At 71.0% G+C, this 21,706-nt stretch carries 24 protein-coding genes; 9 read left to right on the forward strand and 15 right to left on the reverse strand.

What is annotated here, in order from left to right:
* Positions 1–35 precede the first annotated feature (35 nt).
* From RT2_RS08105 to RT2_RS08115, 3 genes are all read right to left on the reverse strand, one after another.
* Positions 36–578 carry a DinB family protein gene (locus RT2_RS08105; protein ID WP_072844111.1) on the reverse strand — a complete coding sequence of 181 codons (543 nt, stop codon included), beginning with the start codon at positions 576–578 and terminating at the stop codon, positions 36–38.
* Positions 579–695: 117 nt separating this feature from the next.
* On the reverse strand, positions 696–2,222 hold the full coding sequence (locus tag RT2_RS08110) for a glycerol-3-phosphate dehydrogenase/oxidase (protein ID WP_072844112.1): 1,527 nt from the start codon (positions 2,220–2,222) through the stop codon (positions 696–698).
* Positions 2,223–2,247: 25 nt separating this feature from the next.
* Positions 2,248–2,847: a TetR/AcrR family transcriptional regulator gene (locus RT2_RS08115; protein WP_072844114.1), complete on the reverse strand. Its 600-nt coding sequence runs from the start codon at positions 2,845–2,847 to the stop codon at positions 2,248–2,250.
* An 86-nt stretch (positions 2,848–2,933) separates the two neighbouring features.
* On the opposite strand from RT2_RS08115, the gene RT2_RS08120 reads away from it, so the two are divergent.
* Complete coding sequence (locus RT2_RS08120; protein ID WP_169888220.1) at positions 2,934–4,514, forward strand: FAD-binding oxidoreductase; 1,581 nt, start codon at positions 2,934–2,936, stop codon at positions 4,512–4,514.
* On the forward strand, positions 4,511–5,437 hold the full coding sequence (locus RT2_RS08125) for a diacylglycerol kinase (protein WP_072844118.1): 927 nt from the start codon (positions 4,511–4,513) through the stop codon (positions 5,435–5,437). The genes RT2_RS08120 and RT2_RS08125 overlap by 4 nt, the downstream gene beginning before the upstream one ends.
* Here the strand turns inward: RT2_RS08125 and RT2_RS08130 are convergent.
* The gene (locus RT2_RS08130; protein WP_072844271.1) at positions 5,431–6,138 is read right to left on the reverse strand and encodes a PIG-L deacetylase family protein; all 708 of its coding nucleotides are present in this window, start codon (positions 6,136–6,138) and stop codon (positions 5,431–5,433) included. The two genes, RT2_RS08125 and RT2_RS08130, sit on opposite strands and share 7 nt — an antisense overlap.
* A 66-nt stretch (positions 6,139–6,204) precedes the next feature.
* The gene (locus tag RT2_RS25780) at positions 6,205–6,378 is read right to left on the reverse strand and encodes a hypothetical protein (RefSeq protein WP_169888214.1); all 174 of its coding nucleotides are present in this window, start codon (positions 6,376–6,378) and stop codon (positions 6,205–6,207) included.
* A gap of 238 nt (positions 6,379–6,616) precedes the next feature.
* Between RT2_RS25780 and RT2_RS08135 the strand changes: the two genes are divergently transcribed.
* From RT2_RS08135 to RT2_RS08145, 3 genes are read left to right on the forward strand one after another with little or no spacing between them, the layout of a single operon-like run.
* Entirely contained in the window at positions 6,617–7,225 is a 609-nt protein-coding gene (locus RT2_RS08135; protein WP_072844120.1) for a biotin transporter BioY, read from the forward strand.
* 10 nt (positions 7,226–7,235) lie between these two features.
* Complete coding sequence (locus RT2_RS08140) at positions 7,236–7,916, forward strand: energy-coupling factor ABC transporter ATP-binding protein (RefSeq protein ID WP_072844122.1); 681 nt, start codon at positions 7,236–7,238, stop codon at positions 7,914–7,916.
* A complete protein-coding gene (locus RT2_RS08145) occupies positions 7,913–8,518 on the forward strand; it encodes an energy-coupling factor transporter transmembrane component T family protein (RefSeq protein ID WP_072844124.1) in 606 nt (201 codons plus the stop codon). The genes RT2_RS08140 and RT2_RS08145 overlap by 4 nt, the downstream gene beginning before the upstream one ends.
* A 23-nt stretch (positions 8,519–8,541) precedes the next feature.
* On the opposite strand, the gene RT2_RS08150 is transcribed toward RT2_RS08145, so the two are convergent.
* Positions 8,542–9,108: a GNAT family N-acetyltransferase gene (locus RT2_RS08150; protein ID WP_245709172.1), complete on the reverse strand. Its 567-nt coding sequence runs from the start codon at positions 9,106–9,108 to the stop codon at positions 8,542–8,544.
* Positions 9,109–9,268: 160 nt separating this feature from the next.
* On the opposite strand from RT2_RS08150, the gene RT2_RS08155 reads away from it, so the two are divergent.
* On the forward strand, positions 9,269–9,874 hold the full coding sequence (locus RT2_RS08155; protein WP_072844127.1) for a ClpP family protease: 606 nt from the start codon (positions 9,269–9,271) through the stop codon (positions 9,872–9,874).
* The gene (locus tag RT2_RS08160) at positions 9,874–10,470 is read left to right on the forward strand and encodes an ATP-dependent Clp protease proteolytic subunit (protein ID WP_072844128.1); all 597 of its coding nucleotides are present in this window, start codon (positions 9,874–9,876) and stop codon (positions 10,468–10,470) included. The genes RT2_RS08155 and RT2_RS08160 overlap by 1 nt, the downstream gene beginning before the upstream one ends.
* 6 nt (positions 10,471–10,476) lie before the next feature.
* Here RT2_RS08160 and RT2_RS08165 read toward each other — a convergent pair whose 3' ends face one another.
* The 5 genes from RT2_RS08165 to pgsA all read right to left on the reverse strand — a co-directional run bounded on the left by RT2_RS08165 (position 10,477) and on the right by pgsA (position 13,675).
* Positions 10,477–10,863, reverse strand: a complete 387-nt coding sequence (locus tag RT2_RS08165) for a helix-turn-helix domain-containing protein (protein ID WP_072844130.1) — start codon at positions 10,861–10,863, stop codon at positions 10,477–10,479.
* Positions 10,864–11,016: 153 nt separating this feature from the next.
* Entirely contained in the window at positions 11,017–11,850 is an 834-nt protein-coding gene (locus RT2_RS08170) for a PspA/IM30 family protein (RefSeq protein WP_072844132.1), read from the reverse strand.
* A gap of 217 nt (positions 11,851–12,067) precedes the next feature.
* The gene (locus RT2_RS08175; protein ID WP_072844134.1) at positions 12,068–12,457 is read right to left on the reverse strand and encodes a helix-turn-helix domain-containing protein; all 390 of its coding nucleotides are present in this window, start codon (positions 12,455–12,457) and stop codon (positions 12,068–12,070) included.
* A gap of 67 nt (positions 12,458–12,524) precedes the next feature.
* Entirely contained in the window at positions 12,525–13,037 is a 513-nt protein-coding gene (locus tag RT2_RS08180; protein WP_072844136.1) for a CinA family protein, read from the reverse strand.
* Entirely contained in the window at positions 13,034–13,675 is a 642-nt protein-coding gene (gene pgsA, locus RT2_RS08185) for a CDP-diacylglycerol--glycerol-3-phosphate 3-phosphatidyltransferase (RefSeq protein WP_083577187.1), read from the reverse strand. The genes RT2_RS08180 and pgsA overlap by 4 nt, the downstream gene beginning before the upstream one ends.
* 123 nt (positions 13,676–13,798) lie before the next feature.
* Here pgsA and RT2_RS08190 point away from each other — a divergent pair, with 123 nt between their 5' ends.
* Both RT2_RS08190 and RT2_RS08195 read left to right on the forward strand, forming a co-directional pair.
* Positions 13,799–14,323 (forward strand): amino-acid N-acetyltransferase, encoded by a 525-nt coding sequence (locus tag RT2_RS08190; RefSeq protein WP_072844138.1) that lies wholly within the window; start codon positions 13,799–13,801, stop codon positions 14,321–14,323.
* 33 nt (positions 14,324–14,356) lie between these two features.
* Positions 14,357–14,644, forward strand: coding sequence for a YciI family protein (locus RT2_RS08195; protein WP_072844140.1), 288 nt, complete (start codon positions 14,357–14,359; stop codon positions 14,642–14,644).
* Positions 14,645–14,756: 112 nt separating this feature from the next.
* Here the strand turns inward: RT2_RS08195 and RT2_RS08200 are convergent, their stop codons facing one another.
* The 4 genes from RT2_RS08200 to dapA all read right to left on the reverse strand — a co-directional run bounded on the left by RT2_RS08200 (position 14,757) and on the right by dapA (position 21,681).
* Positions 14,757–15,746 carry a TerC family protein gene (locus RT2_RS08200; protein WP_072844142.1) on the reverse strand — a complete coding sequence of 330 codons (990 nt, stop codon included), beginning with the start codon at positions 15,744–15,746 and terminating at the stop codon, positions 14,757–14,759.
* A 193-nt stretch (positions 15,747–15,939) separates the two neighbouring features.
* Complete coding sequence (locus RT2_RS08205) at positions 15,940–18,669, reverse strand: DNA translocase FtsK (protein ID WP_174556682.1); 2,730 nt, start codon at positions 18,667–18,669, stop codon at positions 15,940–15,942.
* Between the two features lie 94 nt (positions 18,670–18,763).
* Complete coding sequence (locus RT2_RS08210; protein ID WP_072844144.1) at positions 18,764–20,779, reverse strand: ribonuclease J; 2,016 nt, start codon at positions 20,777–20,779, stop codon at positions 18,764–18,766.
* The gene (gene dapA / locus RT2_RS08215; protein WP_072844145.1) at positions 20,776–21,681 is read right to left on the reverse strand and encodes a 4-hydroxy-tetrahydrodipicolinate synthase; all 906 of its coding nucleotides are present in this window, start codon (positions 21,679–21,681) and stop codon (positions 20,776–20,778) included. Before dapA ends, RT2_RS08210 begins: the two co-directional genes overlap by 4 nt.
* Positions 21,682–21,706 lie beyond the last annotated feature (25 nt).

Here is a 21,706-nt window from a genome sequence, read left to right on the forward strand (position 1 = left end):
GTCCTGCCGGGCGAAACTGCGCTCCCGCCGGTGGGTCAGAACTCCATGCCGGCGTCCGCGCCCATCTGCATCGTGGTGTTCGCGCCGTCCAGCGACTCGCGGATGATGTCCGCGTGCCCCGAGTGGTGCGCGGTCTCCCGGATGACGTGCAGCAGCAGCCTTCTCGCCGTCCACCACTCGCGTTCCGGGGCCCACGGCGCGGTCGGCAACGGCACCAGCAGGTCCAGGTCGGGCAGCGACGCCACCGCCGCCTCGGTCGCGGCGGCGACGGCGTCGTACTGCGCGAGCAGCGATTCGACCGTGTCGCTCTCGACTACCGTCCAACTCTCGGTCGCGGTGGCCATGTCGAACTCGGCGTTCTCGTCGCGTTCGAGCAGCGTCTCGAGCCAGTTCCGTTCGGTGCCCGCCACGTGCTTGAGCAGCGCGGCCAGGGTCAGCTCGCTGGCCGTCGAGCGGGTGCGCGCGCCGGCGTCGTCGAGCCCGCGGTAGGCGATGAGGAACGTCCTGCGCTGGTCGGCGAGGATCGAGAGGATGTCGGCGCGCTCGCCGGTCAGTTCGGGCTGCGATGAGATGGTCACGGTGTGGTCCCTTCCTTCATGTCGGTAGGGACCACGCTACGAGCGATTGCGGACAGGATCAGTCCTAAATTGTGCGCCCGACGAAATTTGTCGCCCGACGCCCCCACGACCGGGAAATCAGCTGCGCGCCAACGCCTCCGTCGCCGCGGCCAGCGCCCGCTCCCGGTCGGCGGGCACCAGACCGATCCGGGTCCTGCGGTCCAGCAGGTCGCCGGTGTCGAGGGCGCCCTCGTGGCTCACCGCAAACGCCAGCTCGGCCCGGGTGACGTCGATGCCCTCCGCCACCGGCGTCAGCTCCCCGGCGCGGGCCACCGCCGCCGACTCGGCCCCGTACCGGAGCGTCAACGACGCGGGCAGGTCCCGCGGCACCGGACCGGCGCCGGGCGCGGGGCCGGACCCCACCAGCGGCAGGTCCGCGGTCAGGCACGGCCCGGCCTCGAGCCCGCTCTCACGGACCGCCAGGTCGACGGCGTCCTGCGCCATCTTCCGGTAGGTGGTGAGCTTGCCGCCGACCACGCTGATCACCCCGTTCGCGGAGCGCAGCACCGCGTGGTTGCGCGAGAGGTCGGCGGTGGAGCCCTCGCCGGTGTCCAGCAGCGGCCGCAGCCCCGAGTAGGTGGCGAGCACGTCGTCGCGGGTCAGCGGGGTGCCCAGCGCGGTGTTCACGGTGTCCAGCAGGAAATCGATCTCGAAGTCGGCGGCTGTCGGCACGTCGGGGATCTCGCCCTCGACGGCCTCGTCGGTCAGTCCCAGGTACACCCGGCCGAGCTGCGCGGGCAGCGCAAAGACGAATCGGTTGGTCTCCCCCGGAATCGGCACCGTCAACGCCGCGGTCGGGTTGCCGAGCGCCTCGGCCGAGAGCACCAGGTGGGTGCCGCGGCTGGGCTTGAGCCGGATCTCGGGGTCGATCTGCCCCGCCCACACGCCGGCCGCGTTGACGACGGCCTTGGCCCGGACGGTCAGCTCCTCGCCGGTCAGCTCGTCGCGCAGCCGCGCCGAGCCGCCGGTCACGTCGTAGGCCCCCACCCGGGTCAGGACGGTGGCGCCGCGCAGGGCCGCGGTCCGGGCCAGCGCGACCACCAGCCGGGAGTCGTCGACGAGCTGGCCGTCGTAGGCCAGCAGCCCGCCGCGCAGACCCTCCCGCCGGACCGCGGGGGCCATCTCCGCGGCCCGGTCCGCGGAGACCCGGCGCGACCGCGGCAGCACCGACGACGGCGTCCGGGCGGTCGCCCGCAACAGGTCACCGGCGAAGAACCCCGTTCGCACCAGCGACTTCTCGAACACGCCGACGGAGGGCAGCAGCGGCACCAGCTGCGGCATCGCCCGGACCAGGTGCGGGGCCGTCCGGGTCATCAGGATGCCCCGCTCGACGGCGCTCTCGCGCGCGATCCCGACGTTGCCGGTCGCCAGGTAGCGCAGCCCGCCGTGCACCAGCTTCGAACTCCACCGGCTGGTGCCGAAGGCCAGGTCGTGACGCTCCACCAGCAGCACCCGCAGCCCACGGGCGGCGGCGTCGAGCGCGGCGCCGACGCCGGTGACGCCACCGCCGATCACCAGCACGTCGACCTCGGGGCGGTCGCCGAGGGCGGCGAGGTCGCGGGAGCGTCGGTCCGCGTTGAGCGCGGACAGGGAGTAGGGATGCACGGTGAGCTCCTCTTGGTGGGGGCGGCTAGCGGGGGGTGAGGTAGGCGTCGACGGCCAGGCGCAGTTCCTCGACCAGGGCGTCGGGCGAGAGCACGTCGGCGACGATGCCGGCGGACTGGACAGCGGACTGCGCGATCAGCAGCACCATGGTCGCGAGCGCCGCGGGATCACCGGCGCGGATCGAACCGTCGCGCTGACCGGCGTCGACCACGGGGGTGAGCACGTCGATGATGGCCCGCTGGCTGGCGCCGAGCCGGTCGACGATGTACGGGACCAGCAGTTCCGGGTCCGAACGGACGATCTTGACGAACAGCGGGTGGGTGCGCACCTTCTCCGCCACCTCGACGACGCCGTTCACCAGCTGCTCGCGGGCGCCGTGCGGGCCGGACATCTCGGGCAGCGCCTGCCGGATCTCCCGGGTCAGCAGGTCTCCGACCACGGCCCGGGTGTCGGGCCAGCGCCGGTAGACGGTCGGGCGGCTGACGCCGGCGCGACGGGCGATCTCCGCGAGGGTGGTCCGGCGCAGGCCGAACTCGAGCACACAGGTCCGGGCCGCGTCGAGGATCAGGTCGTCGACGCTGGGCGCGGCATCACGGACGCCGGAATCTTCGTTACGGATAGACATCGTGTGTAACACTGTAACGCATGACCGACACCACAGCGCCGCGTTCGCAGTCGCCACTCGCCCGCCCCGACACCGAGGCTCCCACCATGGAGTGGGACGCGTGGGGTGTCGGCGAGTTCCGTAAGCAACTCTCCCCGCAGGTCGTCTCGCTGCTGCAGGCCGCACTCGGCGTGTCCGCCGAGCAGGCGCCGCCGCCCACCGAGTCCGACGCCGTACTCCGCCCCACCGCGCTGACGTCCGCGCACCGGGACGCGCTCGAGTCGCTGCTCGGCGCCGAGCAGGTGCGCACCGACGACGCGACGCGACTGCGCCACGCCGGCGGCAAGAGCACCCCGGACCTGTTGCGCCGCAAGGACACCCAGCCCCAGGACGCCCCCGACGCGGTGGTCCTGCCCGGTTCGCACGACGAGGTCCTGGCCCTGCTGCAGTGGTGCGCGGACCAGTCCGTCGCGGCCGTCCCGTTCGGCGGCGGCACCAGCGTGGTCGGCGGCGTCGACCCGGTCCGCGGCGACTTCGCCGAGGTGCTCGCGCTCGACCTGCGCCGGCTCGACGCGCTGGTGAGCCTCGACGCGGTCTCCGGGATCGCCGTCCTCGAGGCCGGCGTCACCGGCCCGCAGGCCGAGGCGCTGCTCGGCGCGCACGGCTTCTCGCTCGGACACTTCCCGCAGAGCTTCCAGTTCGCCACCATCGGCGGGTTCGCCGCGACACGGTCGTCCGGTCAGGCGTCCGCCGGTTACGGCCGGTTCGACGACATGGTCGAGCGGATCACCGTCGCCACCCCGTCCGGCACCCTCGAGCTGGGGCGCGGCCCGGGCTCCGCCGCGGGCCCCGACCTGCGTCAACTGTTCGTCGGGTCCGAGGGCGTCCTCGGGATCATCACCTCCGTCGCGGTCCGGGTGCACCCTGTCCCCGAGACCACCGCCTACCAGGCCTGGTCGTTCCCCGACTTCGAGACCGGCGCCGCCGCGCTGCGCACGGTGATCCAGAGCGGCGCCGCGCCGACCGTCATGCGCCTGTCCGACGAGGCCGAGACCGGTCTCAACCTGGCCCTGGCTTCCAAGGTCGGCGGCGAGAGCCCCACCGCGGGCTGCCTGTCCGTCACCACCTTCGAGGGCACCGCCGCGCACGTGCAGTCGCGATACGCCGAGGCCACCGCGGTGCTCACCGCCGCGGGAGGCACCGCCCTCGGCGAGCAGCCGGCCCGGGACTGGGAGCACGGCCGGTTCGACGCGCCGTACCTGCGCGACGCCCTGCTCAACGCCGGCGCCATCGTCGAGACGCTCGAGACCGCCACCACCTGGTCCAACCTGTCGAACCTGCGCGGCGCGGTCACCGGCGCCCTCACCGAATCGCTCGCCGGGCAGGGCACCCCGCCGCTGGTGATGTGCCACATCTCGCACACCTACCCCACCGGCGCGTCGCTGTACTTCACGGTCGTCTGCGCGCAGGCCGCCGATCCCCTAGCGCAGTGGGCCGTCGCCAAGAAGGCCGCCGGCGACGCCATCGTGGCCGCGGGCGGCACCATCACCCACCACCACGCCGTCGGGCGCGACCACCAGCCGTGGATGGTGGACGAGATCGGCGAGCTGGGCGGCAAGGTGCTGCGGGCGGTCAAGGACGCACTCGACCCCACCGGCATCCTCAACCCTGGCAAGCTGCTGCCATGACACGATCGGTCACCGTCCTCACCAACCCTGCCGCGGGCAACGGACATGCCCCGGAGGCCGCGGCCACCGCCGTGGCCCGCCTGCGCGAACTCGGCGTCACCGTGACCGAGATCGAGGGCCGCGACGCCGCCGAGGCGCTCACCCTGGCCCGCAAGGCGGTCGCCGCCGGCACCGACGCACTGGTTGCCGCCGGCGGCGACGGACTGATCAGCATCGCGTGGCAGGCACTGGCCGAAACCGGTGTGCCGCTGGGCATCATCCCGGGCGGCACCGGCAACGACCACGCGCGTCAGCTGCACATCCCCGTCGACGACCCGGTCGCGGCCGCCGACGTGATCGCGCACGGCGAGGTGGCCACCCTCGACCTCGGCCGCGCCGGCGACCGCTGGTTCGGCACGGTGCTCTCGAGCGGCTTCGACTCGCTGGTCACCGACCGGGCGAACCGGATGCGGTGGCCCCGCGGCCCGATGCGCTACAACGCCGCGATGCTCGTCGAGCTGGCGCAGCTGCGGCCGATCCCCTACCGGATCGTGCTCGACGACCAGACGATCGAACTGGACGCGGCGATGGTCACGGTCGGCAACGGCACCTCCTACGGCGGCGGCATGCAGATCACCCCGAACGCCCGTTTCGACGACGGGCTGCTCGACGTGACCGTGGTGACCGCCGGCAGCCGGCTCAAGCTGATCCGGTTGTTCCCGACCGTCTACAAGGGCACCCATGTCGACCTCGACGAGGTGCAGACGTTCCGCTCCCGCAAGATCCGGCTGGAGGCGCCGCGTGACGGCATCGGCGGGTCCGTCATCACGCCCTACGCGGACGGCGAGCGGCTGGATCCGCTGCCGCTCGACATCGAGGCGGTGCCGGACGCCGGCCGGGCGATCGTCGGGGCGCCGCTCCACGGCGGACCGGGCGGTCAGTAGCAGTACAGCTCGAAGGCCACCGCCCGTTGCGCCGGGAAACCGTCCTTCGGCGCGGTGGCCATCTCGATCTGGTTCGCGGCCTGCTCCGCCACCGGGGTCGCGCTCAGAGCTTCGAGGTACCGCCGGTGTTCGGTCAGCGAGGCGACCGCCGACGCCACGGTCTCGGTGACGTCGACGGCGTGGGTGGCCCCGACCATGACGTTCACCGCGACCCAGCGCACCCCCGCCCACGGCGACTCGGTCAGCTCGGGGAAGATCCACGCGTTGGCGGCGTCGGACACCGCGTCCAGCACCGAGATCCCGAGCGCGCGGTGGTCGGCGCTGTTCAGGTAGCCGGGCGCCCACGTCTCGCGAAAGTTCATGGTGGCCACGAACTCCGGGCGGTGCCGCCGGATGGCCGCGGCGAGCGAGGCCCGCAGCGCCAGGTCCGCCCGCAGTCGGCCGTCGGGGTGGCCGAGGAACTCGACCTCGCTGACCCCGACGACCGCGGCCGAGCGCCGCTCCTCGTCCTCGCGCAGCCGGCGGCACTCGTCCGGCGCGAGCCCGTCGATGCCGGCCTCGCCGCTGGTCGCGAGGACGTACCGGACGTCCTTGCCCTGCGCGGTCCACCGGGCCACCGCCGCGGCGCACCCGTACTCGATGTCGTCGGGGTGGGCGACGATCACGACGCCGCGCTGCCAGTCCTCGGGAATCGGCTCCATCCGTTCAGGATGCCCGTAGTCGCGGGCACCCGCAGCGGTCACCGAGCATCTCGCGGGCCCGGCGGGTCAGATCCGGTCGATGTCGTGCGCGTCGCTGCCCGACATCGCCTTGAACAGCAGGTACAGCCCGAACACCACGGCGCCGACGACCAGCACCCAGAACAGCCCCTTCACCAGCGCACCGACCACCGCCAACGCGATCCAGACCAGGGCGACAATTCCTACGATCTTCCAGAACACCAGGGTTCTCCGTTCACTCGCTCCGGCCGCCGCACCGACGGCCCGATGCGTTCAGCCTCGCAGGCCTCGACGAGAAAAGCACCAGCTCAGACGCAAGATCAGGGAAAGATCAGGGTGATCCCCCAGGCCGGTCGGGGGCGCCTGCGGCGGGTGCCCCCGAATACGACGTGACCTGGGCAACCGGCCGGTGAACTAAGCTCGCCGGGTTACCCCACCCTTTCCTGAGGAGCATTTCGCCGTGTCCACCAGCACCCCTGGCGCCCCGACCTTCACCGCGCGTGACCTCGCACAGGTGGCGGTGTTCGCCGCGCTGATCATCGCGCTGGGCCTGCCCGGCACCATCACCGTCGGCGGTTCCGGCGTCCCGATCACCCTGCAGACGCTCGGCGTCATGCTCGCCGGCGCGCTGCTGGGACCCCGCAAGGGTGTGCTGGCGGTGCTCACCGTGATCGTGCTGGGCCTGGCGCTGCCCGTGCTGGCCGGTGGCCGCACCTCGCTGACCTCCCTGGCCGGGCCGACTGCCGGCTTCCTGATCGGCTGGATCCCCACGGTCGCGGTGATCGGCTGGCTCACCGTCAAGATGCTGCCGCGCTACAGCGTCGTGGTCGGGACCGCGATCAACCTCCTCGGCGGCATCGTCGTGCTCTACGGGTTCGGCATCGCCGGCCTGATGCTGCGCACCGACCTGACCCTCTGGCAGGCGCTGAGCACCAACGTCACGTTCCTGCCGGGCGACGCGGTCAAGGCCGTCGTGGCGGCGCTGGTCGCCGTGCAGGTGCACCGCGCGTACCCGGCGCTGTTGGCGCCGCGGTCGACGACGTACGCCCCCGTCGCCGACCCCGCCTGACGCACCTCGCATGACCGAGATCCGCTTCGAGTCCGTCTCGCACCGTTACGGCGATCGTGCGGTGCTCGCGGACGTCAGCCTCAGCCTCACCGAGCGCCGGATCGGGATCGTCGGCGCCAACGGCAGCGGCAAGTCCACGCTCGCCCGGATGATCAACGGCCTGGTGCTGCCCAGCGGCGGCCGGGTCACCGTGGACGGACTCGACACCGCGCGCGAGGGCCGCAAGGTCCGGCGCAAGGTCGGGTTCGTCTTCACCGACCCCGATCACCAGATCATCATGCCGACGGTCGCCGAGGACATCGCGTTCTCGTTGCGCCGGACGTCGGTGCCGCAGGCCGAGCGGGCCGCGCGGGTGAGCGCGGTGCTCGAGAACTTCGGTCTGGCCGGACACGCCGAGCATCCGACTCACCTGCTCTCCGGCGGCCAGAAGCAGATGCTCGCGCTCGCGGCGATCATGGTCACCGAACCGGAGGTGATCGTCGCCGACGAACCGACCACGCTGCTGGACCTGCGCAACACCCGGGTGGTGGCACAGACGTTGGCGGCGCTGCCGCAGCAGGTGGTCGCAGTGACCCATCAACTCGACCTGCTCGCCGACTTCGACCGGGTGCTGGTCGTCGACGCAGGCGCAGTGGTCGCGGACGGCCTGCCGGGCGAGTCGATCGCCTTCTACCGCCGCCTCATCGGATGACCACGCTCGGCCTCTACCACCCGGCCGGGTTGGTGCTGCACCGGTTGCCCGCGGGCGCGAAGCTCGCGGGACTGCTGGTGGCACTGGTCGCGGTGACGGCCGCGGTCCGCGAGCCCTGGCACCTGGCTCCCGCCGCGGCAGTGCTGATCGCCGCGTACGCGGTGGCCCGGATCCCGGTCCGGGTGGCGCTGAGCCAACTGCGCCCGGTGCTGTGGATGCTGCTGTTCGTCGGCGCCTTCCAGGTGGTCTTCACGGGCTGGCGCCGCGCGCTGGTGGTGTGCGGGGTGCTGCTGCTGTCCGTGGCGGCCGCGGCGCTCGTCACGCTGACCACGCGGGTGATCGACATGCTCGACGCCGTGCAGCGCCTCCTGGCGCCGTTGCGGCGCTTCGGCGTCAACCCGGACCGGGTGGGCCTGGTGCTGGCGATGACCCTGCGCTGCATCCCGCTGCTCGCCGGCCTGGTCTCCGACGTGACCGAGGCCCGCAAGGCCCGCGGGCTCGGGTTCTCGCTGCGGGCACTGGCCGTCCCGGTGGTGATCGGGGCGCTGCGGACCGCAGACGCGATGGGCGAGGCCCTCGCGGCGCGCGGGGTCGACGACTAGGCCCGGCGACCAGCCCGACGCGACTAGGCCCGACGTGCGACCTGTCGGTGCATCCTCCACACGTCGGGCCCGCCGTCGAGCGTGATGTGGCCGGTGACCACGAACCCGTGGCGTTCGTAGAGCGGCAGGTTCCGGTCGGTCGAGGTGTCGAGACTGCAGGCGCGCTCGTGCCGGTCCAGTTCCGCCAGGCCGGCTTTCAACAACGCTCCGCCCAGTCCGGCGCCCTGACCTGCACGGGTGACTCCGACGGTCGCCAGGGTCCAGGCGTCGGGTTCGGCCGGGAGCCTCGACAGCTGATTCTCGGCCTCGACCAGTCGCCCGACCCGGTCACCGTGCAGCTCGACGATCTTCGAGACGACGCTCTCGGCCGGTTCCGGCATGTCCGGCGGAACGAACGCGGCCACGCCGCTACCCGACGCATCGATGTAGGCCGCGCCGTACGGCAGCGCCATGTGTTCGAGGTAGATGCGCTGTAGCCCCGCGAGCCGTTCGGTGTGGGAATCGGCCGCCACGCACCAGTCGGTCCACGGGTAGCCGGTGAATGCGTCCGCCAGGACGCCCGCTGCGCGGTCGAGGTCTGGCGCCCGCATCGGTCGAACGTGATTCTCCATGCCCTACAACACCACGGACGGATCGAACGACGCCAGTCAATATCCGAGGGCCTCGACATCCGACGCGCTGGGCGCGGCCTCGTCTGCCCTTGGCAGACAAATCGATTCGCATCCACATCCGCCCGATACAACGGGATGCATGATCGAGAAATCGCCCCTGGACTACCGCGACCAACTCACCGACCGACTCTTCCGCCAGCGCACCCTGCTGCTCACCGGGGAGGTGAACGACGAGATGGCCGAGCGGGTGTGCGCCGAACTGGTGCTGCTCGCCACGGCCGACGCCGACCGCGACGTCGTCCTCTACATCAACTCACCCGGCGGGTCCGTGCTGGCCGGTCTGGCCATCTACGACACCATGAAGCTGATCCCCAACGACGTGGTGACCGTGGCCCTCGGCTTCGCCGCGAGCATGGGCCAGGTGCTGCTCGCCTCGGGTACGCACGGCAAGCGGATCAGCCTGGCGCACAGCCGAATCATGATGCACCAGCCGTCCGCCGGGATCGGCGGCACCGCGATGGACATTGCCATTCAGGCGGACAACTGGGAGTACATGAAGCGGCAGTCGGAGGAGATTCTCGCGGCGGAGACCGGCCGCCCGGTCGAGGAGATCGCCGCCGACAGTGATCGCGACCGCTGGTTCACCCCGGAGCAGGCCCGCGACTACGGGATCGTCGACGCGGTCGTCGGTTCCTTCGCTCAGATCGCGCCCTTCGCGACCGCCGGACGGATGGGGCTGCAGTGATGTCCCAGTACACGATTCCCAACGTCATCGAGCGGACACCGGCGGGCGAACGGTCCTTCGACGTGTTCAGCCGCCTGCTCAACGAGCGAATCATCTTCCTGGGTACCGAGATCGACGACGGCGTCGCGAACGTCGTGATGGCGCAACTGCTGCACCTCGAGGCGGAGGCACCGGACCGGGAGATCGGATTGTACATCAACTCCCCGGGGGGATCGACCACCGCGATGCTGGCGGTCTACGACACCATGCAGTTCCTGCGCCCGCAGGTCGCGACCTACTGCATGGGTCAGGCTGCGTCGGCGGCGGCTGTCCTGCTCGCCGCGGGCGCGCCCGGCAGGCGGTATGTGCTCGCGCACTCCCGCGTCCTGCTGCACCAGCCGTCGACCCAGGGGCAGGGCTCCATCTCGGACCTCGCGCTGCAGGCCGCGGAGGTGCTGCGGATCCGGTCGCAGACCGAGGAGATCCTCAGCGCACACACCGGCCAAGACGCGGCGCGGCTGCGCAAGGACACCGACCGGGACCGGATCTTCACCGCACAGGAGGCGCTCGACTACGGCCTGGCCGACCAGGTGATCGTCACCCGCGACGCCGGGTGAGAGCGTCTACGCGGCCAGCAGTTCGACTTGCGGGCTCCGCTCCTGCGGCGGGCCGGACAATGCGCCCGTTCCGGCCCGTCGCGTGACGGCCAGTCGCCGCACGCCACGGGCCAGCAGGTGCTCGAGCGGCAGGCCGAGCGCGCCGCACACCGAGTGCAGCATCTCCGACGACGGCTCCTTGCGCCCGCGTTCGACCTCGGACAGGTACTGCTTGGACATTCCGACCGCGCGCGCGACCTCGGCGAGGGTGCGGTCCTGGTCGCGGCGCTCGTCGCGCAGGATCTCGCCGTAGACCGTGCGCAGCAGCGGCGCCGGGGCGTCGGCACGGGCGGGGCCCCGCCGGTCACGCCGCCGGGCGGCGAGGTCGACGACGGTGCGGTCCGCTGCAGCCATGACCCGAGCCTTCCACCGGTCGGCGGCCGCAGGGCCGCTGTTCGCCGACAGCAGACCCCTCGACCCGCCAGTTCGACACAACGACGAGGGCCGACCGGACAGTGTCCGGTCGGCCCTCGTAGTTACGGGGTCCGCGTTGCCGCGTGGTCCGAGCTACTGGGCGTTCGGTCCCGCTGCCTCCGGCTTGGTGACGGGGGTGGCCGGCGCGGCGGGGGTAGCCGGCGCGGCGGTCGGTGTGGCGGCGCCACCGGAGGGCAGCGCGTCGCCCTTCATGGACGCACGGATCTGCTCGAGGCGGCTGTGCCCGGCCATCTGGACGCTGGCCTGCTCGACCTCCATCATCCGACCCTGCACCGAGTTGCCGGCGAGCTCCGCGGAGCCCAGCGCGTCGGCGTAGCGACGTTCGATCTTGTCGCGCACGGCGTCGAGGCTGGGGGTGTTGCCGGGCGCGGACAGGGTGCTGTCCATCGAGCGCAGCGACTCGCTGACCTTCTCCTGCATCTTGGCCTGCTCGAGCTGGCTGAGCAGCTTGGTGCGCTCGGCGACCTTGGCCTGCAGGGCCATCGCGTTCTGCTCGACGGCCTTCTTCGCCTGCGCGGCGGCCTGCAGCGACTGGTCGTGCAGCACCTTGAGGTCCTCGACACCCTGCTCGGCGGTCACGAGCTGGGCGGCGAACGCCTCGGCGGCGTTGGTGTACTGGGTTGCCTTCTCCACGTCGCCGGCGGTGGCGGCCTGGTCGGCGAGCGTGACGGCCTGCCGGGCGTTGGCGTTGAGCTTCTCCACCTCGTCGAGCTGGCGGCTGAGCTTCATCTCCAGCTGACGCTGGTTACCGATCACCGACGCAGCCTGCTGGGACAGGGCCTGGTGCTGGCGCTGGGCGTCCTCGATGGCCTGTTGAATCTGCACCTTCGGGTCGGCCTTCTCCTCGATCTTCGAGTTGAAGAGCGCCATCAGGTACTTCCACCCCTTGACGAACGGATTAGCCATGGATTGATCCCGCCTCCATCTGATGCGCCGCGCGGTGCGCGACCCGATGCGCGACCGTCACGCACCGGTTCTAGGGCTGTGCCCTACCTGCTCGTCGTCCCTGCCGGTTCGAAAGCTGGTGGTCGGTAACGAATCTACAATGCCAGGGCCCGCAGCGGAGCTTCGCCGGGCCGAACCACCGCCCCGGTTCCCGATGCGGCGACAGCCGAGCAAACGGCTAGGCCGCCGCGAGGGCCCGTGCCTTCGGCGCGGGGATCACCATGCGGGTGTCCTCCGCGATCCGGGCCTGACCGTCCAGCACCGTGGGGCTCACGCCGACACGCGGGGCGCCGGCCTCGGCGCGCTGGTGTACCCGTGCGGCACGGTCGGTGCCGCCGTCCGACAGCGACTCGCTGACGTCGTAGAGCACCTCCGACAGCGGAACCTCGAGGGCCGAGCAGATGGCGGCCAGCAACTCGCTGGACGCCTCCTTCCGACCCCGTTCCACCTCGGAGAGGTACCCGAGGCTGACCCTGGCGGAGCTCGAGACTTCACGCAGGGTACGGCTCTGCGACACCCGCGTGCGCCGCAGACTGTCGCCGATTGCTTCACGCAACAGGACCGTCATCTGGCTCCTCCTTCTTCCGACCCGACTGTTGGGTAAACGTCCAACTGTCCCGAATTGGTTCCCGACCCTATCGCGGGGCGGTGACACTCATGCGATCGAGGAGCCCGGACACCGCCGACGCGACCGCAGCGGTGCGGATCGCCCATCGGTCACCGGGCAACGTCAACCGGGTCACGTCGACCCCGTCGGGTCCGGCAATCCCCAGGTAGACCGTACCCACCGGCTGCCCGTCCTGTTCGTCCGGTCCGGCAACGCCGGTCAGTCCGACGCCCCAGTCGGCACCGCAACGGGCCCGCGCGCCCTGCGCCAGCCCCTCGGCGGTGCGCTCCGCGACCGGGCCGTCCGCGTCGAGGACGGCGGGGTCGACGCCCGCGAGCGTCGACTTCAGGTCGGTCGCGTAGACCACCAGTCCCCCGCGCAGGACCAGGCTGGCCCCCGGCACGCCCGCGACCGCGGCGGCCAGCAAGCCCGCAGTCAACGACTCCGCGGTGGCCAAAGTCTGTCCGCGAGCGGTCAGGGTCGACACCAGTTCCGCCGCGCGGGTGCCGGACAGCAGCGGATCGGCCGGCGGGAAGCTCACCGCGCCGGGTGGTGGGCGTGGACGCCGGCCCGCAGCCGGACGGACTGGATCACGTAGTCGAGGCCGGTGACGACGGTGAGCAGCACCGCCAGCCCCATCAGCACCGCGCTGGCGGTCGCCCAGCCGTCGGGCAGCGGCAGCAGGTACATGCCGATCGCGAACGACTGCACCAGCGTCTTCGCCTTGCCGCCGCGGCTGGCCGGGATGACTCCGTGCCGCAGCACCGCGAAGCGCAGCAGCGTGACGCCCAGCTCGCGGGCCGCGATCACGCCGGTCACCCACCAGCTCAGTTCGCCCAGCATGGACAGGCCCACCAGCGCGGCGCCGATCAGCGCCTTGTCCGCGATCGGGTCGGCGAGCTTCCCGAAATCGGTGACCAGCCCGTACTTCCGGGCCAGCTGGCCGTCGATCCGATCGGTGATGGCGGCGACCGCGAAGATGACGGTGGCGATGATCCGCCAGGTCGTCGACTGGCCGTCGTCGACGAACAGGGCCGCCAGGAAGACCGGGACCAGCAGGATCCGCAGCACGGTCAGGATGTTGGCGATGTTGACCAACGGCACCGGCTGCTCGTGCGCCGGAACCTCAGATCCGGACGCCACGACACCGTCGGTGGCGTCGTGGGGCTTCGCGGTCACCCGAACACCCGCCCGGTGTCGGGAAACTCCCCCGCGCCCACGGGGACGTCGAGGCGGGCGAAAGCAGGTCGGAGCGGCACACGGCCCAGAATATCGTTTACCGCGCCGACTAATGTGCAGCACATGACTTCAGGCCCCCTCGTTTCCGATCCGGACAAACCTATCGTCCGCCGCGCCCGCACCTCCGACGTCCCGGAGATCAAGCGCCTGATCGACATCTACGCGGGCCGCATCCTGCTCGAGAAGAACCTCGTCACCCTCTACGAGGCGGTCCAGGAGTTCTGGGTCGTGGAGGTCGACGGCGAGGTGATCGGTTGCGGCGCACTGCATGTGCTCTGGTCCGACCTCGGCGAGATCCGCACCGTCGCGGTCGACCCGAAGGCCAAGGGCCGCGGCGCCGGGCACCTGGTGGTGGCGCAGCTGATCGAGGTGGCGCGCCAGCTCGAACTCGAGCGGGTGTTTGTGCTCACCTTCGAGGTCGACTTCTTCGGCAGGCACGGATTCCTGGAGATCGAGGGCACGCCGGTCACCGCCGAGGTGTTCGCCGAGATGTGCCGGTCCTACGACACCGGCGTCGCCGAGTTCCTGGACCTGAGCTACGTCAAGCCGAACACGCTCGGCAACACCCGCCTGCTGCTCACCCTCTGACCGGACCGACCCCACCCCGAAAGCGAGACTTCGATGCCCCTGTTCGCCGTCGAGTACACCTATAGCGCCGCCACGTCCGACCGCCGCGACGAGGTGCGACCGGACCACCGCGGTTGGCTCGCCGAACTCGTCGCCGCCGGCGCCGTGGTCAGCACCGGCCCGTACGCGGACGGCAGCGGCGCGCTGATCATCGCGGACGCCGCCGACGAGGCCGCCGTCCGGGAACTGTTCACCCAGGACCCGTTCGCGCGGGCCGGACTCGTCGACTCCGCCCGCTTCACCGAGTGGACCCCGGTGATGGGCCTGCTCAGCGACCGCTGAACCCAGTGGCCCGGAAACACAGCACGCCAGAAACACGACGGCCGGGGCGGACCCCTTCCAGGGACCGGCCCGGCCGTGCGTCGGTGCGGCGCCGGGACGACCGGCGCGGCGGTCAGGCCTTCGCGGCGGCGTTGGTGCTGCGGGTCTTGAGCAGGCTCGCCACGGTCGTGACGATCAGGACGCCGAGGATCACCAGCAGCGACGTCCCGGTGCTGATCTCCGGCACCGCGACGTGCTCGCCGCCGTTGATGAACGGCAGCGTGTTCTCGTGCAGCGCGTGCAGCACCAGCTTCACACCGATGAACGCCAGGATGATGGACAGGCCGTAGGACAGGTAGACCAGCCGCTCGAGCAGCCCGCCGATCAGGAAGTACAGCTGACGCAGGCCCATGAGGGCGAAGGCGTTGGCGGTGAACACGATGTAGGCCTCGCTGGTGAGACCGTAGATCGCGGGGATCGAGTCCAGCGCGAAGAGCACGTCGGTGAAGCCGATCGCGACCAGCGCCAGCAGCAGCGGGGTGACCACTCGCTTGCCGTCGATCTTGGTGATCAGCTTGTCGCCGTCGTACTCGTCGGTGGTCGGCAGGAGCTTCTTGGCGATCCGGATGATCCGGCTCTCGCGTTCCTCCTCGATCTCCGCCTCGTGGCCGGAGTCCTTGACCAGCTTGATCGCGGTGTAGACCAGGAAGAAGCCGAACAGGTAGAAGACCCAGCTGTATGCGTTGATCGCGGCGGCGCCGACAGCGATGAAGGCACCGCGCATCACCAGTGCCATCACGATGCCGATGAGCAGCACCTTCTGCTGGTACTCCCGAGGAACCGCGAAGGTCGACATGATGATCACGAAGACGAAGAGGTTGTCGACCGACAGGGCCTTCTCGGTCACGTAGCCGGCGAAGTACTCACCGCCGTAGGTCCCGCCCCAGATCCAGATCACCACGACGCCGAACAGCAGTGCGATGCCGATGTAGACCGCGGACCAGAACGCGGACTCGCGGAAGGTCGGAGCGTGCGGGGTGCGCACGTGCGCATAGAAGTCGAAGACGAACAGGCCCAGGATCACCGCACAGGTGATGACCCAGACCAGGGGTGAGATGTGCATTCTCTTACCATCCTCCGGTAGTCATGCTCAAGACACCGGAGGTCTCTCCCGCCGACCTAGGTCGACCGGCAACCCCGGACCGGCATCGGAGCCGATCGTGTTGACGGGATTGCCACAGGGGTGGGGATACTCCCCTCCAAGGCGTTTCATTCAACCACAAAACGGACACCGGACTTCACACCCGAGGCCGCCGTCACTCGTCCTCGGCGGAGGCCTCCGGGTCGCCGCCGCGGATCGACCACATCAGCCCCTCCAGTTCGTCGGGCTTGATCAGCACGTCGCGGGCCTTGGACCCCTCGGACGGGCCGACCACCCCGCGGGTCTCCATCAGGTCCATCAGGCGCCCCGCCTTGGCGAAACCCACCCGCAGCTTGCGTTGCAACATCGAGGTGGACCCGAACTGGCTGGTGACCACCAGCTCCACCGCCTGCAGCAACACGTCCATGTCGCCGCCGATGTCGGGGTCGACGTCCTTCTTGTCCGCCGCCTTCGACGCGGTGACGCCGTCGGTGTACTCGGGATCCGCCTGGGTCTTGGCGAAGTCGACGATTGCGGAGATCTCTTCGTCGGTGATGAACGCGCCCTGCAGCCGGGTCGGCTTGCCGGCGCCCATCGGCAGGAACAGCGCGTCGCCCATGCCGATCAGCTTCTCCGCGCCCGGCTGGTCCAGGATGACCCGCGAGTCGGTCAGTGACGACGTCGCGAAGGCCAGCCGCGAGGGCACGTTGGTCTTGATCAGGCCGGTCACCACGTCCACCGAGGGGCGCTGGGTGGCCAGCACCAGGTGGATGCCCGCGGCCCGGGCCTTCTGGGTGATCCGCACGATCGCCTCTTCGACGTCGCGCGGGGCGGTCATCATGAGGTCGGCGAGCTCGTCCACGATCGCGAGGATGTACGGGTACGGCCGGTAGACACGCTCGCTGCCCAGCGGCGCCGTGATCTCCCCGGACCGGACCTTCTTGTTGAAGTCGTCGACGTGCCGGACCTTGTTGGCCTGCATGTCCTGGTAGCGCTGCTCCATCTCCTCGACCAACCACGCCAACGCCGCCGCGGCCTTCTTCGGCTGGGTGATGATCGGCGTGATCAGGTGCGGGATGCCCTCGTACGGGGTCAGCTCCACCATCTTCGGGTCGATCAGGATCATCCGGACCTCGTCCGGGGTGGCGCGGGCCAGCAGCGAGACCAGCATCGAGTTCACGAAGCTCGACTTACCGGAACCGGTGGAGCCGGCCACCAGCAGGTGCGGCATCTTCGCCAGGTTGGCGCTGACGAAGTTGCCCTCGATGTCCTTGCCCAGGCCGATCACCAGCGGGTGGTGGTCCTTGCGGGTGGACGGCGCGGCGAGCACGTCGGCGAGCCGGACCATCTCGCGGTCCGTGTTGGGCACCTCGATGCCGACCGCGGACTTGCCGGGGATCGGGGCGAGCAGGCGCACGTTGTCGGTCGCGACGGCGTACGCGATGTTGCGGGCCAGCGCGGTGATCTTCTCGACCTTGACGCCGGGGCCGAGCTCCACCTCGTAGCGGGTGACCGTCGGGCCGCGGGTGAAACCGGTGACGGCCGCGTCGATCTTGAACTGGTCGAGCACCTCGGTGATGGCCTCGATCATCGCGTCGTTCGCTGCGCTGCCGGTCTTCGGCGGGTCGCCCTCGATCAGCAGGTCGGTCGGCGGCAGCGTGTAGTCGCCCTCGATGACGCGGTCGGCGACCGTCATCTCCGGCTCGTCGTCCTCCGGTTCCGGCGCGGGCCGCGGCTTCGGGGGCGTCGGCGCCACCTTCGGCGCCGGACGCGGGCGCACCGCGGCCGGGGCAGGCGCGATCGGCGCCGCCGCGATGACCTCGGTGAAGGCGTCGTCCGCGGTCTCCTCGACCGGGTAGTTGCCGGCCGGCGGGGCGGCTGCCGCGTCGTCGACGGGGTAGCCGTCGGCGTCGAACAGCTCCGGGTCGTAGTCCGCGGGGTCCTTGCGGGAGCGCGGGTGCCGGCGGGTCGGCCGCAGGGTGCGCAGGTCGTCGAGGTCGTCGTGCCCGTAGTCGACGTCCTCCCCGTCGGTGTCGTGGGTCTCGTCGTCGTACGGTTCGTACTCGTCGCCGTGGTGGTGGCCCGTACCCAACATGGTGCGCAGCCGTTCCGGGACCTCCCGGATGGTGGTCCCGGTGATGAGCAGGACACCGAAGCCCAGCGCGAGCAGCAGCAACGGGACGGACAACCACATGGTCAGGCCGTCGGTCAGCGGGCCGCCGACGACGTACCCGACGAAGCCGGCGCCCTCCGCACGACCCGACGCGTCGGTCGGGGTACCTCTGATGACGTGGTAGATCCCGAGCAGGGGCAGCCCGATCAGCAGCGACCCGAGCACCAGTCGCGGCCGCACCTCGGGCTTGGGCTCGGTGCGCATCAACGCCACCGCGACCCCGATGCCGACGAGCGGCAGCACCGCGCCGGCGCCGCCGAACAGTGCCCGGACCCCCGTCTCGATCCAGCCGCCGACCGGTCCCCCGGCCGCGAACCACATGGCGGCGGCGATGACGACGCTGACCGCGATCAGGCCGAGCGCGATGCCGTCGCGGCGGTGGCCGTGCTCGATGTCGGCGGCTTTGCCGACGGTGCGGGTGGTGGCACCGACACCGCGGGCGACCATGGTCCAGCCGCTGCTCAGGCCGCTCCCGACCACCTGCAGAGGTCCGCGGGCGGACTTCGACGAGGGCTTGCGAGCGGTGGCGTTGCTGCGCGTGGTGCGCGGCGCGGTCGGCTTGCGCGGGGTGGTGACGGTCTTGGTGGTGCGACCACCGGACCGGGGCTTCGCTCCCCCGCCCCGCGTCGAGCCGGCCCTCGACGACGCAGACCCCGACGATCCTCGCGGCGCTGTGGCGCGCCCTGAGGTCGTCGGGGTCTGCGTGGATCGGGTGCCGGTCTTACCTGCCATGCCTGTCAGGTTAGTCGCTCCGGCCCCATCGGGACCATTCCGCAACACGAGTAACAGGCGTGCCGCGCTCCGACCAGCGGTTCGAACGTCTGTGTCAGACGCCGATCACCGTCGGGATGATCATCGGGCGGCGACGGTACTTGTCCGCCACCCAGCGGCCGACGACGCGACGGACGGCCTGCGCGATCCGATGGGTGTCGGTGATGCCCTCCTGCGCGAGCCGGGCCAGTTCGGACTCCACCAGCACGGCGGCCTCCTTGAGGGCGGCCGGGTCGTCGGAGAAACCGCGGCCCGACACCTCGGGGGTGCTGACGGGCTTGCCGGTGTGGATGTCGACGGCCAGCGAGATGGCGATGAAGCCGCCCTCGCCGAGCACCAGGCGGTCCGAGAGGGTCGAGTCGCCGACGTCGCCGACGGAGTTCCCGTCCACGTAGACCATGCCGACCGGGACCCGGCCCACGATCTCCGCGAGACCGTCGACCATGTCCACCACGACGCCGTCCTCGGCGAGCACGATGCGCTCCTCCGGGACACCCGTGGCCTTGGCCAGCGCCGCGTTGGCCCGCAGGTGCCGCCACTCGCCGTGCACGGGCATGGCGTTGGTGGGGCGCACCGCGTTGTAGAGGTAGAGCAGCTCGCCCGCCGAGGCGTGGCCGGACACGTGCACCTTGGCGCTCTGCTGGGTGACGACGGTGGCACCACGCTTGGCGAGGCCGTTGACCACCGCGAACACCGAGTTCTCGTTGCCGGGGATCAGCGACGACGCGAGGACCACGAGGTCGTTCGCGCGGACGTTGATCTGCCGGTGCTCGCCGCGGGCCATCCGGGACAGCGCGGAGAGCGGTTCGCCCTGCGAGCCGGTGGAGATGAGCACCAACCGGTCGTCGGGCAGGTTCGCCGCGGTGTCGACGTCGACGACGACGCCGTCCGGGACGCGGAGGTAGCCGAGGTCCTGGGCGATCTGCATGTTGCGGACCATGGACCGGCCGACGAACGCGATCCGGCGGTTGTACCGCACCGCGACGTCCACCACCTGCTGGATGCGGTGCACGTGGCTGGCGAACGACGCGACGATGACGCGCTGCTTGGCCTTGCCGATGACGTTGTCCAGGACGCCGCCGATCTCCCGCTCGGGAGTGACGAAGCCGGGCACCTCGGCGTTGGTGGAGTCCACCAGGAACAGGTCGACGCCCTCGTCGCCGAGCCGCGAGAAGCCGGCGAGGTCGGTCAGGCGGCCGTCGAGCGGCAGCTGGTCGAGCTTGATGTCGCCGGTGTGCAGCACGATGCCGGCGTCGGTGCGGATCGCGATGGCGATGGCGTCCGGAATCGAGTGGTTGACGGCGAAGTACTCGCACTCGAACGGGCCGTGCGTGGTGCGCTGACCCTCGGTGACCTCGATCAGGTTCGGCCGCTGCCGGTGCTCGCGGCACTTCGCGGCGACCAGCGCCAGGGTGAACTTCGAGCCGATGACCGGCAGGTCCGGGCGCAGGCGCAGCAGGAACGGGATCGCGCCGATGTGGTCCTCGTGGCCGTGCGTGAGCACCACTGCCTCGACGTCCGCCATCCGGTCCTCGATGTGCGCGAAGTCCGGGAGGATCAGGTCGACACCGGGCTGCTGGTCCTCGGGGAAGAGCACGCCGCAGTCGACGATGAGGATCTTGCCCTTGTGCTCGAAGACCGTCATGTTGCGGCCGATCTCGCCGATGCCGCCCAGCGCGACGACCCGCAGGCCGTTGTGCGGCGCCTTCGGCGGCAGTCCGAGCCGCTCGGTGGGATCGACTCCCGCCCGGCCGTCGGGCCGCTGGCCGCCGGAGCTCCTCTGACGCTGCGGCCGGTTGCCGCCGCCTCCGCCGCCGCGCGAGCGGGACGAGTCGGACTTGCGCTGGCGCGAGCCGGACTTCGGGGCTTCGCCCTTCGGCGCCTCGGCCTTGGCGGCCTGAGACTTCGGGGCTTCGGCCTTGGGGGCCTGAGACTTCGGGGCCTCAGCCTTCGGAGCCTCGGCCTTGGGGGCCTGGGTCTTCGGCGCCTCGGCCTTGGGAGCCTCGGGCGCCGCTTGGGACGGCGGGCCGGCCTGACGGCTGGCGCTACGTCGACGGGTAGGACGGGTCATGAAAGAACCTCCGCTGCACGCAGGTCGGCCGTGAGGCCCTCGAGTTGTTCAGGAGTGGGTGGGACCTGCGGCAAGCGCGGGTCCCCGACGTCGATGCCCTGCAGGCGCAGGCCGGCCTTGCTCGCCGACACACCACCCAGACGGCTCGCCGCACGGTAGAGCGGCATCAGTCCAACGTTGATCTCGCGGGCCTTCGCGATGTCACCGGACTCGAAGGCGTCGAGCATCGCACGCAGTCGGCCGGGCGCGAGGTGCCCGATGACGCTGACGAATCCGACCGCGCCGACCGAGAGCCACGGCAGGTTCAGCTGGTCGTCGCCGGAGTAGAACAGCAGGTCGGTCTGGGCGATCAGCTCGGCACCCGCGTTGAGGTCGCCCTTGGCGTCCTTGACCGCGAGGATCCGGGGGTGCTCGGCCAGCCGGTAGATGGTCTCGGTCTCGATCGGCACGACGGAGCGGCCCGGAATGTCGTAGAGCATCACCGGCAGGTCCGTGGCGTCGGCGACGGCGGTGAAGTGCGCCAGCAGGCCGGACTGCGGCGGCTTGGAGTAGTACGGGGTCACCACGAGCAGGCCGTGGGCACCGGCCCGGGCGGCGTCGCGGGCGAGGTCGACGCTGTGCGCCGTGTCGTTGCTGCCGGCGCCGGCGACGATCTTGGCGCGGTCACCGACCGCGGCGATCACCGCGCGCATCAGCTCGAGCTTCTCGTTCTCGGTGGTGGTGGGCGATTCGCCGGTGGTGCCCGCGAGCACGAGGCCGTCGCAGCCGCCGTCGACGAGGTGCGTCGCCAACCGGACACCGGCATCCACGTCGAGCTTGCCGTCCGCGGCAAAGGGGGTCGCCATAGCGGTCAGGATCGTGCCGAACGGACGCTCGACTGGGGCGGAATCACCGTTGATCATGGTCAGAAGGTTACCCGGTGGCCCG

It is taken from the genome of Rhodococcus tukisamuensis NBRC 100609 (assembly GCF_001894985.1).
Classification (GTDB): domain Bacteria; phylum Actinomycetota; class Actinomycetes; order Mycobacteriales; family Mycobacteriaceae; genus Rhodococcus_G; species Rhodococcus_G tukisamuensis.

What these genes read in the sequence shown, in the direction of transcription:
- RT2_RS08115 (WP_072844114.1), bottom strand. Translation starts at nt 2,847, where the DNA reads ATGTCTATCCGTAACGAAGATTCCGGCGTCCGTGATGCCGCGCCCAGC.
- RT2_RS08120 (WP_169888220.1), top strand. Translation starts at nt 2,934, where the DNA reads ATGGAGTGGGACGCGTGGGGTGTCGGCGAGTTCCGTAAGCAACTCTCC.
- RT2_RS08125 (WP_072844118.1), top strand. Translation starts at nt 4,511, where the DNA reads ATGACACGATCGGTCACCGTCCTCACCAACCCTGCCGCGGGCAACGGA.
- RT2_RS08130 (WP_072844271.1), bottom strand. Translation starts at nt 6,138, where the DNA reads ATGGAGCCGATTCCCGAGGACTGGCAGCGCGGCGTCGTGATCGTCGCC.
- RT2_RS08140 (WP_072844122.1), top strand. Translation starts at nt 7,236, where the DNA reads ATGACCGAGATCCGCTTCGAGTCCGTCTCGCACCGTTACGGCGATCGT.
- RT2_RS08145 (WP_072844124.1), top strand. Translation starts at nt 7,913, where the DNA reads ATGACCACGCTCGGCCTCTACCACCCGGCCGGGTTGGTGCTGCACCGG.
- RT2_RS08150 (WP_245709172.1), bottom strand. Translation starts at nt 9,108, where the DNA reads ATGCGGGCGCCAGACCTCGACCGCGCAGCGGGCGTCCTGGCGGACGCA.
- RT2_RS08155 (WP_072844127.1), top strand. Translation starts at nt 9,269, where the DNA reads ATGATCGAGAAATCGCCCCTGGACTACCGCGACCAACTCACCGACCGA.
- RT2_RS08160 (WP_072844128.1), top strand. Translation starts at nt 9,874, where the DNA reads ATGTCCCAGTACACGATTCCCAACGTCATCGAGCGGACACCGGCGGGC.
- RT2_RS08165 (WP_072844130.1), bottom strand. Translation starts at nt 10,863, where the DNA reads ATGGCTGCAGCGGACCGCACCGTCGTCGACCTCGCCGCCCGGCGGCGT.
- RT2_RS08170 (WP_072844132.1), bottom strand. Translation starts at nt 11,850, where the DNA reads ATGGCTAATCCGTTCGTCAAGGGGTGGAAGTACCTGATGGCGCTCTTC.
- RT2_RS08175 (WP_072844134.1), bottom strand. Translation starts at nt 12,457, where the DNA reads ATGACGGTCCTGTTGCGTGAAGCAATCGGCGACAGTCTGCGGCGCACG.
- RT2_RS08190 (WP_072844138.1), top strand. Translation starts at nt 13,799, where the DNA reads ATGACTTCAGGCCCCCTCGTTTCCGATCCGGACAAACCTATCGTCCGC.
- RT2_RS08195 (WP_072844140.1), top strand. Translation starts at nt 14,357, where the DNA reads ATGCCCCTGTTCGCCGTCGAGTACACCTATAGCGCCGCCACGTCCGAC.
- RT2_RS08200 (WP_072844142.1), bottom strand. Translation starts at nt 15,746, where the DNA reads ATGCACATCTCACCCCTGGTCTGGGTCATCACCTGTGCGGTGATCCTG.
- RT2_RS08205 (WP_174556682.1), bottom strand. Translation starts at nt 18,669, where the DNA reads ATGGCAGGTAAGACCGGCACCCGATCCACGCAGACCCCGACGACCTCA.
- RT2_RS08210 (WP_072844144.1), bottom strand. Translation starts at nt 20,779, where the DNA reads ATGACCCGTCCTACCCGTCGACGTAGCGCCAGCCGTCAGGCCGGCCCG.
- dapA (WP_072844145.1), bottom strand. Translation starts at nt 21,681, where the DNA reads ATGATCAACGGTGATTCCGCCCCAGTCGAGCGTCCGTTCGGCACGATC.